The organism is Desulfurellaceae bacterium (genome assembly GCA_021296095.1).
GTDB lineage: Bacteria > Desulfobacterota > Binatia > Bin18 > Bin18 > JAAXHF01.
The window spans coordinates 18119-28381 of record JAGWBB010000015.1 but is presented as its reverse complement, the minus strand read 5'-3'; the positions used below and the strand labels follow the sequence as shown (position 1 = coordinate 28381).

Annotated in this window: 9 protein-coding genes; 5 read left to right on the top strand and 4 right to left on the bottom strand. The window is 62.5% G+C overall.

The window, feature by feature from the left end; all coding sequences use genetic code 11:
• A partial coding sequence (locus J4F42_05210) for a hypothetical protein (protein ID MCE2484888.1) occupies window positions 1-3027 on the top strand: 3027 nt, incomplete at its 5' end.
• A gap of 26 nt (window positions 3028-3053) precedes the next feature.
• Here J4F42_05210 and J4F42_05205 read toward each other — a convergent pair.
• Entirely contained in the window at window positions 3054-3836 is a 783-nt protein-coding gene (locus J4F42_05205) for an enoyl-CoA hydratase/isomerase family protein (GenBank protein MCE2484887.1), read from the bottom strand.
• Between the two features lie 159 nt (window positions 3837-3995).
• Here J4F42_05205 and J4F42_05200 point away from each other — a divergent pair, with 159 nt between their 5' ends.
• The 3 genes from J4F42_05200 (at window position 3996) to J4F42_05190 (ending at window position 6250) form a co-directional block, all read left to right on the top strand.
• Window positions 3996-4493, top strand: a complete 498-nt coding sequence (locus J4F42_05200; GenBank protein ID MCE2484886.1) for a CinA family protein — start codon at window positions 3996-3998, stop codon at window positions 4491-4493.
• 110 nt (window positions 4494-4603) lie between these two features.
• Window positions 4604-5020 (top strand): hypothetical protein, encoded by a 417-nt coding sequence (locus tag J4F42_05195; GenBank protein ID MCE2484885.1) that lies wholly within the window; start codon window positions 4604-4606, stop codon window positions 5018-5020.
• Window positions 5021-5140: 120 nt separating this feature from the next.
• Complete coding sequence (locus tag J4F42_05190) at window positions 5141-6250, top strand: ATP-binding protein (protein ID MCE2484884.1); 1110 nt, start codon at window positions 5141-5143, stop codon at window positions 6248-6250.
• A gap of 143 nt (window positions 6251-6393) precedes the next feature.
• Here the strand turns inward: J4F42_05190 and J4F42_05185 are convergent, their stop codons facing one another.
• Together J4F42_05185 and J4F42_05180 are read right to left on the bottom strand one after the other, a co-directional pair.
• The gene (locus tag J4F42_05185) at window positions 6394-7173 is read right to left on the bottom strand and encodes a hypothetical protein (protein MCE2484883.1); all 780 of its coding nucleotides are present in this window, start codon (window positions 7171-7173) and stop codon (window positions 6394-6396) included.
• 5 nt (window positions 7174-7178) lie between these two features.
• The gene (locus tag J4F42_05180) at window positions 7179-7703 is read right to left on the bottom strand and encodes a nuclear transport factor 2 family protein (GenBank protein ID MCE2484882.1); all 525 of its coding nucleotides are present in this window, start codon (window positions 7701-7703) and stop codon (window positions 7179-7181) included.
• Between the two features lie 108 nt (window positions 7704-7811).
• Here J4F42_05180 and J4F42_05175 point away from each other — a divergent pair, with 108 nt between their 5' ends.
• The gene (locus J4F42_05175; protein MCE2484881.1) at window positions 7812-9239 is read left to right on the top strand and encodes an MATE family efflux transporter; all 1428 of its coding nucleotides are present in this window, start codon (window positions 7812-7814) and stop codon (window positions 9237-9239) included.
• 14 nt (window positions 9240-9253) lie between these two features.
• Here J4F42_05175 and J4F42_05170 read toward each other — a convergent pair whose 3' ends face one another.
• Complete coding sequence (locus J4F42_05170; protein MCE2484880.1) at window positions 9254-10252, bottom strand: ferritin-like domain-containing protein; 999 nt, start codon at window positions 10250-10252, stop codon at window positions 9254-9256.
• Window positions 10253-10263 lie beyond the last annotated feature (11 nt).

Genomic DNA, 10263 nt, shown 5'->3' with positions numbered 1-10263 from the left:
CTACCGGGCACGACCCAGCCGACCAGCCTGGACGAGGCGCGGGCGTTTTTCGCCTCTCTGGGCGACGGCGGAGCCATGCTGATCAAGGCCGTGGCCGGTGGCGGCGGGCGCGGGATGCGTATGGTCCACAGCGCCGACGAGCTTGAGGAGGCGTATGCGCGCTGCCGGTCCGAGGCGAAGACTGCGTTCGGGAATGCTGAGGTCTATGTGGAGCGCCTGATTCCCCGCGCGCGACATATTGAGGTTCAGATTGTCGGCGACGGGTCTGGCGCGGTGAGCCACGTATGGGAGCGCGAGTGCAGTATCCAGCGTCGCCATCAGAAGCTGGTCGAGGTCGCTCCCAGCCCTGGGCTGCCAGTTCCGCTACGCGACCGACTCATTGCCTCGGCGGTCAGACTGGCAGAGTCCGTCAAGTACAACAGTCTTGGTACCTTCGAGTTCCTGGTTGACGCGACAGGCGCGGAAGACGAGGCGGACTACGCCTTCATTGAGACCAACGCCCGTTTGCAGGTTGAACATACCGTGACCGAAGAGGTCACCGGGCTTGATCTGGTCAAACTCCAGCTCCAGCTGGCGGCCGGACAGTCGTTGGCCAGCCTGGCCTTCGAGCAGGCCGATATCCCCCAACCGCGCGGCTTTGCCCTGCAGGCCCGGATCAATATGGAGACTATGCAGGCCGACGGCGACGCCCGGCCCGCAGGCGGGCTGCTGAGCACATTTGAGCTGCCCTCAGGTCCCGGCCTGCGCGTTGATTCGTTCGGCTATGCCGGCTACCGGACCAGCCCGCGCTTCGACTCCCTGCTGGCCAAGCTCGTTGCCTCTTCGCCATCCCGCGAATTTCGCGACGTGGTGACGCGCGCCTACCGCGCCTTATGCGAGTGCAAGGTTGAAGGCGTGGCGACCAATATCCCGTTTTTGCAGAGCCTGTTGCGCCATCCCGATTTTGTTGAAAGCCGGGTGTATACCCGCTTTGTTGAAGACCATATCGCCGATCTGGTGTCGGCTGAACAGCAACATCAACAGCTGTTTTTTGCCCCCGCCGCGCCCCCACCCCCGGTTCCGGGGCGGGCGGGCGTGAAGGTCGATGCGGGCGATCCCCTGGCGGTGCTGCATTTCGGGAAGGGCGCGGGCGACGGGCAGGCGCTGACGACGCCCGCCGCACCGGCCGCCGCAGCCGCGGTTGAGATTGTCGGGCCGGAGGGCAGCCTTGCGGTCACGGCGCCCATGCAGGGCACGATTGTCAGCCTCGACGTTCACGAGGGCGAGGCGGTGTATAGCGGCAAGCAGCTGCTCATCATGGAAGCCATGAAGATGGAGCACGTCATCGCCGCCGCGTCGAGCGGCATCGTGCAAGAAGTCACGGTAGCTGAGGGCGATACGGTGTATGAGGGCCATCCCCTGGTCTTCATCCAAGAGGGTGAGGTTGACGTGGTCGCCTCACGAGAGCAGCAGGAGATTGACCTGGACTACATTCGCCCTGACCTGGCCGAGGTGGTTGAGCGGCACGAGATCGGGCTTGACGACGCCCGGCCCCAAGCCGTCGCCCGCCGCCGCAAGACCGGCCAGCGTACCAGCCGTGAGAACATCGCCGACCTGTGTGACCCGGATAGCTTTGTCGAGTACGGCCCGATGGTCATCGCCGCCCAGCGCCAGCGCCGTTCGCTCGAAGACCTGATCAAGAACACGCCGGCCGACGGCATGCTCGCCGGTGTCGGCAGCATCAACGGCGATCTGTTTGACGACGAGCGCGCCCAGTGCATTGTGCTGGCCTACGACTACACGGTCCTGGCCGGCACCCAGGGGTTCAAGAACCACTACAAAAAAGACCGCATGTTCGAGTTGGCCGAGAAGTGGAAGCGGCCGGTGGTGTTCTTTGCCGAAGGCGGCGGCGGCCGCCCCGGCGATACCGACTGGTCGAGTCCGGCCGGCCTGGATGTGATGGCCTTTCACCTGTGGGGCAGGCTGAGCGGTCTGGTGCCGCTGGTCGGCGTGACCTCGGGCCGCTGCTTTGCCGGTAACGCGGTCATCCTGGGCTGCTGCGACGTGCTTATTGCCACCGAGGGCTCCAATATCGGCATGGGCGGTCCGGCCATGATTGAGGGCGGCGGCCTGGGTGTGTTCCGGCCCGAAGATGTCGGGCCGATGGATGTGCAGGTGCCCAACGGGGTGGTGGATATTGCGGTCAAGGATGAGGCCGAGGCCGTGGTCGCGGCCAAGCGGTATCTGTCGTATTTCCAGGGCGCGATTGCCGACTGGCAGTGCGCCGACCAGCGCCTGCTGCGTCGCATCGTGCCCGAAAACCGTCTGCGGGTGTACGAAATCCGGGATGTCATCACCACGCTGGCCGACACCGACTCGGTACTGGAAATCCGGCGTCACTTTGGCCTCGGCATGGTGACCGCCTTTGCCCGTATCGAGGGGCGGCCGATCGGGATTATCGCCAACAATCCCAAGCATCTGGGAGGCGCGATTGACAGCGAGGCCGCGGACAAGGCCACGCGCTTCATGCAGCTGTGCGACGCCTTCGACATTCCGATCCTGATGCTGTGCGACACGCCGGGCAATATGGTCGGACCCGAGGCCGAGAAAGCCGCCCTGGTGCGGCACTGCTGTCGGATGTTTGTGACCGGGTCGAGTATCAGCGTGCCCTTTTTTACGATTGTGCTGCGCAAGTCCTACGGTCTGGGCGCTCAGGGCATGGCCGGCGGCAGTTTCAAGGCGCCCTTCTTTGCCGTCTCGTGGCCGACCGGAGAGTTCGGCGGGATGGGCCTGGAAGGCGCGGTCAAGCTCGGTTTCCGCAAAGAGCTGGCCGAGGTGGAAGACCCCCAGAAACGCCAGGAGTTATACGAGCATCTGGTCGACAAGATGTATGAGAACGGCAAGGCGCTCAGCACCGCGACCTACTTTGAGATTGACGATGTGATTGACCCGGCGGAGTCCCGGCGGTGGATCATGGCCGCGCTGCGCTCGGTGCCGCCGCCGCCCGCCCGGGAGGGCAAGAAGCGGCCGTGTGTGGATACCTGGTAGGTCGCCGGGCTTGACCGCAGGGCGAATCAGCGGCCCACAAAGTTCCCCGGGCGCCGCTCGGCCACGGCTTTGACGCCCTCTTTGTGATCCTCGGTTTTTTGTAGCCAGTGCTGTTCCTTGAACTCGTGGTCGGTGGCCTGCTTGATCGCGGCGGCCAGCGCGCCGCGCATGGTCGCTCGCACCGACTGAACGGCCAGGGGTGCGCTCTCGGCAATCTCTTTGGCCAGTTCCAGGGCTGCGCTGCGGACCTCACTCTGCTCGGTCAGCACGTCGCCCATCCCCCAGGCATAAGCTTCCTCACCGCCGATCCGCCGCCCGGTGTAGAACATCAGGTTGGCGCGCTGCTCGCCGATCAGACGCGGCAGGGTATGGGTGAGTCCAAAGCCGGGATGAAAGCCGAGTTTGGTGAAATTCGCCGCAAAGCGCGTCTGCGGACACACCACCCGGAAGTCGGGCACCAGCGCCAGCCCAAAGCCGCCGCCGATAGCCGCACCCTGGATGGCGCCGACAATCGGTTTTTTGCAGGCAAACAGCCGCACGGCCTCGGCGTACAGCGGGTTGCCGCTCTCGACATTGCGCAGGTCCCGCTCGGCTTGGCCGGTATGAAAGTTCGCGCCCGCGCAGAAGTGCTTACCCTGGGCGGCCAGGACGCTGGCGCGGCAGTCGGGCTCGGCATCCAGGGCCTCAAACGCGTCGGCCAGAGAACGGATGAGGTCGGTATCAAAGAAATTATTCGGGGGGCGCTGAATCTCAACCGTTGCAACATGGTCGGCCAGGCTCACCTCAACGTCTCCATAGCGTGTGTCCATAATCACTCTCCTGTGGGGGCGGTCGTGTGCCTGTTTAGCATAATCCGGGCCGAAGGGCGAGGAGTGTGCTGGAGGAGCAATATGCTTGTCTGGAGACCCCAAATGGGATACCCCTGAAGGGGTGAATCATTCCTCTCCACCCAGCCAAACGGAGCGTATATGCATGATTTAACCGCCATGGGTCAGGCCGTCGGCGCCCTGCTCAAGGAACGCAAACAGACAATCGCGGTTGCCGAGTCGTCGGCCGGAGGCCTGATCTCGGCCGCGCTGCTGACCGTGCCCGGCGCCTCGGCGTATTTCGTCGGCGGCGGGGTGATTTATACCCTTGAGGCCAGGCGGACCTTGCTGGCGCTGGCGGACGAGGATTTTACCGGCGTCCTGCCGAGCAGCGAACCGTATGCGCTGCGTATGGCGCGGGCGGTCAGAGGCCATGTGGGCACGACCTGGGGGCTGGCCGAGACCGGAGCGACCGGCCCGACCGGCAACCGCTACGGGGACGCGGCCGGCCATGCCTGTATCGCCATTGCCGGCCCGGTCGAACACACACTGACGATTGAAACCCGCCACTCCGACCGCGAGGCCAACATGTGGACATTTACCCGCGCGGCACTGGAGCTGCTGGAAACCCAGCTGAAGCAAGAAGGAGCAGGGCGATGATGAAGCACGTGGCAAGAGTGAGCGTAATGCTCGTGGTGAGCAGCCTGGTGAGTCTTTGCTTGCTATCGTCGGCGACGGCCCAGGTTCCGATCCCGAGCATACCGTTCGGGATGGGTGGTGATAACCCGTCCTCTGAGGACTCGCGGACGCCTTTCCTGGTCCGCTTCAAAGGATTCATCAATTCGCGGCCCGACCCCAGCAGTCTGGCCGTTGTCAGTATGGGGATCGCCAAGTACAGCGAGACCTACCAGTTCGAGGTGGTCGAGGTCAGAGCCGTCAACCTGCCTAAGCACATCGTCACCAGCCGCCATATTCTTCAACAGGCAGGCAGGTTCTCGATTGACTATAACCTCATCGGTCCGAGCGATCTGCTGTCGAAAATCTCCCAGGCTCAGCCCGGAACGCCGCTTCAGATAGAGGCCATGTTTCAGCAGCGCAGACGCCGACTCACGCTTCGGAAAGTCGATGTGGTGGAGATTGTGCGCGAGGGCGATCCGGCCGGGGAGGCGGACGAGCCGCCGTCGTGAGGCTATGAGCTTGGCAGCCTACGTTTCCGGTACGACCAAGCATCCTTCCGTGCGTGACGGGAACCGCTACGGCTTAGGCAAGCGTTCAGCTATCGACAATTCTCTGTAGAGGAGCGCGTAGTGAATCCCGAATCGAGCCCCTTTAGGCCGGGGCAGCCTGTGCCAAGTGAGTTCTTTGTGGGACGGGTCGACGAAATTGAGCGCCTACGTGGCATGGTGAGAGCCAGCGCGCGCGGGCGATTCAAGATCGGTTTTGTCAGCGGCGAGCGAGGGATTGGCAAGAGTTCTCTCGCCTATTTCGTTCGCCTCTTGTCCGAGCAGGAAAGCAAGCTCGCGGCGTGTCATGTTTTCCTTGGCGGTGTCCGGGATCTGAAGGAGATGTTGCGAAGAACGTTTGAGCGCCTGCTCAAGGAGAGTGTGGACAAGCCGTGGCACGGGAAGATCAAAAGCTTCTTCGGGGATCGAGTCCGTAAGGTCGGGCTGTTCGGTATCACGTTAGAGTTGAAGCTCAATGACAGCGATCTGTCTAGCATTGCCGATGACTTCGTTTCGGCAATCGTGGGGCTATGTGATAAGTTGACGGACCGGAGTTCGATCCTGCTCATTCTCGACGACATCAACGGTCTTGCGACCTCGGACGTGTTTGCCAATTGGCTGAAGAGCATGGTGGACGAGATCTCTACCTCCCAAAAGCACGTCCCGCTCTGTATCCTCGTGGTCGGACTTGAAGAGCGGCGTCAGGAGCTGGTGGCACGTCCGCCCTCGCTCGCTCGTGTCTTCGAGTTGACTGACATCACTCCTTGGTCGGACGAAGAAGTGATCGAGTTCTACCGGCGCTCATTCGAGGCGGGGAACGCAGAGATCGCTGACGACGATCTCGCCATACTCGTTCGGTACACCGGCGGAATGCCGGTGTTGGCGCATGAGATCGGTGATGCCGTGTGGCGTTCGGCCCAAAGCCCGAAAATCGCTCAGGGGGCCATTACGGCTGGGATCGTTTCTGCGGCTGAAGTCATTGGACGAAAGCTATTGGAGCCCCAGGTATTCAGCGCTATTCGAAGCGAACGATACCGATCAATCCTTCGCAAGATGGCAGACGAGCCCCAGACAATGCGGTTCCGCAGGTCGGAACTCGCGGCTCGCCTGTCGGACGCCGAACAGAAAGTGCTGGACAATTTCCTGCGACGGATGAAAGGACTCGGAGCCCTGGATGTAGATCCCGAGGTTTGAGGTGGATACCAATTCCCCAATCATCTCCACGCGCTCTACTTCTGGATGGAGTCAGAACGGGCTCGGAGGAACGCGTAGGGTAGGCGAGTTATGCCTTCCCGAGAGAAACTGGGACCAATTCCGGACGGTATTCCAACTGTGGTCTACAGGTCGATCGGCAGTTTCAAATACTCGTGGTAAATGAAGTCCCGGTGTTCGAACAGAATCGGCCGCACCGCCGCGTCGAGCACCGGGTCGGTGTTGACGTACATGGTCCGAATAGCCTTGGGCATGGAACACAGCTCGTCCGGTAAGGGTTTAATCAGGGCGGTAAACGCGGCCGAGTAGATATCCAGCGCGCTGAGCTGCTGACCGATATAGAACCGGCTGCCCGCAGCCTGCTGCCGCTCAAGCCGGGCGCACAGGAAGCGGATGATCTCGGCCGTCTTGTGCGGAGCGTTTTCCGCCACCGTCGCCTCATAGCCGTATTTATCGCCGATGTATTTGGCGAAGCCCCGGTTTTCAGGGCTGGCGTTCGGGTCGCTCAGGACCGGATGGACCAGCATCAGCCGCTTCGACCAGCCGAACCCGGTCTCTCCGCACAGCTCGTTACAATAGCCGAACATGGTCGTCCGGTCCTCAATCGTGGTCGGGATCAGGGCCGGCTCGGGGCCGAGCCGCTCGGCCAGGTACAGCAGCTCGATCCAGGTTGAGCGCGGCGGCTCGTCGTTCCACACCGCGACCGGGGCGGTGGCCTGGGCCGACCACTCGATCAGGGCCTTGTTTTCCCCGCCCATCTCCTGGGCAACGCGGACATACGGAAGTTTTTTGACATCAAAAATGCCCTTGGCCGCCTCGCTCCACGGGCCCGGCACGCCTGGGGTCAGGACCAGTCTCAGGCCGGACATGCTCCGGGCTTCGTCAACGTTGATGTAGTCTGCCATAGCGTTTACATTCCTTCCTGGCCCTTGCCTGGGGTGTAGTTGTACAAGACCGTAATGGTCCGATCCTTAAAAAACCACCGGCCGCGCTCCTTCACCAGCGTGTCGTCATAGCGGCCGGCCACGACCCGGACGCTGCCGTCGGCCTGGAGCGAGTCGGCATCAAAATACACCACCGAGCTGGCCTGTGTTCCGTTAATGCTCAGCTGCGGCTCGTAGATTTTATGCCGCATACAGCGAACCTGGCCCGAGCGCTGGCTGAAGAGCTGCTCATACCAGGCCTGAATCTTTGTCCGGCCGGTATGGGTTGTGCCGGCCTCGAACGAGACGGAGAAGCTCGCCTCGCGGTGAAACAGGGGGCCGAGCAGGTCCAGCTGGCCGCTGTCCAGCGCAAAGCAGTAGCGGCTCAGGACTTGCCGCACCCCTTCGTAATCATCCATGGGCGTGACCTCAGTGCCTGCCCGCGTGGCGGCCGTGCGGCGGGTACTGGGCTGGGCGGATTTTGCCGTTTTTGCTGCTCGCGATGTCGCCATGGGTGCCTCCTCCTTCATCCTGGGCTCTTGCGCAGTCTAGTATAAAACGATCAACTTAGAAACATTCTGCCGTGGCCCTGGCCGGGCTGCTTTTCCAATGGACATATAATGACGCTTCCTACCCTGAGCGGACTGCGCGAAATTCTCCGCCTGGCCCTGCCGATCATCGCCTCGATGGCCTCATTCACCGTCATGGGCTTTGTCGATACCTGGATGGTCGCCCTGGTCGGCACCGCGGAAGTGGCGGCGGCCATGCCGGGTGGCGTCATCGCCTTTACCCTGACGGCTCTGCCGCTCGGCATCACGCGCTGTGTGAATACGTTTGCGGCCCAGGCCTTCGGCCGTGACGAACCCGACGAAGCCGCAGCCTACGCCTGGCAGGGAATCTATTTCGGTGCGCTTGTCGGTCTGGCCTGTGCGGTGTTCTGGCCTCTGGCGCCGGGCTTCTTCTCGCTGTTCGGGCATGAGCCGGAAGTCCTGGTGCTTGAAGTGGCCTATTTTCGTGTCCGCTTGTGGGGCATCGGCCTGTCGGTCATGATCGGGGCTTTAAGCGGCTTTTTCTACGGCATCCACCGGCCGGGGATCGCCCTGGTCGGCGTGCTGACCGCCAACTGCACCAATGTGGTCCTGAACTATGCGTTCATCTTCGGGAATTGGGGCGCCCCGCGGCTCGGCCTGACCGGGGCCGGTCTGGCCATGGTGCTGAGCTTTGTTGTCCAGCTGGGCGTGCTGCTGGGCGTATTTCTGTCGTCGCGCTACCGGGCCGAATTTTCTACCCGCTTGGGCTGGTCGCCTGACTGGGCGCGGACGCGCCGTCTGCTCCATATCGGCTGGCCGGCGGGCATGCAGGGGGCTCTTGATATTCTGGGCTGGGGGCTGCTGATCGTCATGATCGTGGGTCAGTTCGGCAAGGAACACTTGGCCGCCAGCAATATCGCCGTGCAATATATGATGATCTCGTTCATGCCGGCGCTGGGCCTGTCGCAGGCCCTGTCGGCCCTGGTCGGGCGCTATATTGGACGCGGGGAGTGGGAGACGGCCGTCCGGCGGGTGTACGAAACGCTGTGTATCTGCCTGGTGTATGTCGGTCTGATGGGCGTGTTCTTTTTTGTGTTCCGGTTCTCCCTGATCGGCGTCTTCAGCACCGATCCCTTGGTCATTCAGCTTGGCGCCAACATCCTGCTGTGCGCGGTTGCCTTTCAGCTGTTCGACGGCTTGGGCATGACCTTTTTCGGCGCCTTGCGGGGCGCCGGGGATACGCATTGGCCGGCCGGCTTTACCCTGGCCGTTCTCTTCCTGGTTTTTGCGCCCCTGAGCCTCGGCTCGGTGGCGTATACCAATCTTGAGTCGCTCGGCCCGTGGCTGGCCGGTACGGCGAATGTGATTATCCTGGGACTGGGGTTTTGCTGGCGCTTCTGTCAGGACCACTGGCGGCAGATCGATATTTTTGCTACGCCCGGGCCGGTAGACAACACCGGGGCTGAAAAAGCTCCAGGGGCGATGCGTGAATCGCCCCTGGTCGGCTCACCCGAATAGTCGAACGGCGGTCGTCAGGCTGCGGCCGCGCTGCGCTCGGGCGCGCAGATGCCCATCGTGCCCAGCCTGTCGATGGCGCGCTGGCTCAGCAGACCCACCTTGTCCATGTTGCTCCACAGGGCGGTGTGGAAGTCTTTTTTGAAGTACTGGCGGAAGGCGACGTATTCGTTCTTCTCGGCCGCCGTGCGGCGCATGGTTTTGATGTCGGAAATCTCGGCTTTGCTGAAACCAACCGCTTCATACGCCTCCTGGGGGAATTGGCCCTGGAGCAGGCCGGCGGTGGCAACACAGGCAAAGTCTTCGGCTTCTTCGATTTCCCGGTCGGACAGCTCGGTGACCTGCTCGGGCAGGCTCAGCATGCCGAAGCCCATGTGTCGGGATTCGTCGGCCAGAATGCGGCGGCAGATCTGGCTGATCAGCGGGTCCGGGCTGTGGTCGGCCAGCATCCGAAACAGCGACACGGCCAGGGTTTCGGCAACTAGCTGGGTGCCGACGGTCTTGAGGTACCACAGCGGCGTTTCAAGCACGCGGTCAAACATGTCGCTCAGGTTCGAGGTGAGGGGGTAGGTGACGCCGACTTTTTCGTACAGATAGCGGGCCAGGACCTCGGAATGGCGGGCTTCGTCCATGACCTGGGTGGCCATGAAAAACTTGGCATCAATGCCGGGCACGGCGTTGGCGATCTGCCCACACACCATGAGGGCGAACTGCTCGCCGTACATGAGCTGGCTCATCCGCCAGGCCGAGAAATGGCGGTTGAGCTGGAGCCGTTCGGCCGCGCTCATCCGCTCCCAGTACGGGGTACCGTAAATGTCGATCAGGCCGTCGGGCAGAATACCGCAGTCCGGGGCCAGGCCGCTGTCCCAGTCGATATCGGTTGAGGCGTTCCACTGGTCGCGCTTGGCCTTCTCGTACAGGCTGCGCATTTCCGGCGTTTCAACATCAAGGAACTGGGTGACAACCGCCGGACCGTTGGCGGCGACTTCGTGGGCGTGGGACGGCAATTTCTGCATGGCAGCTTCCC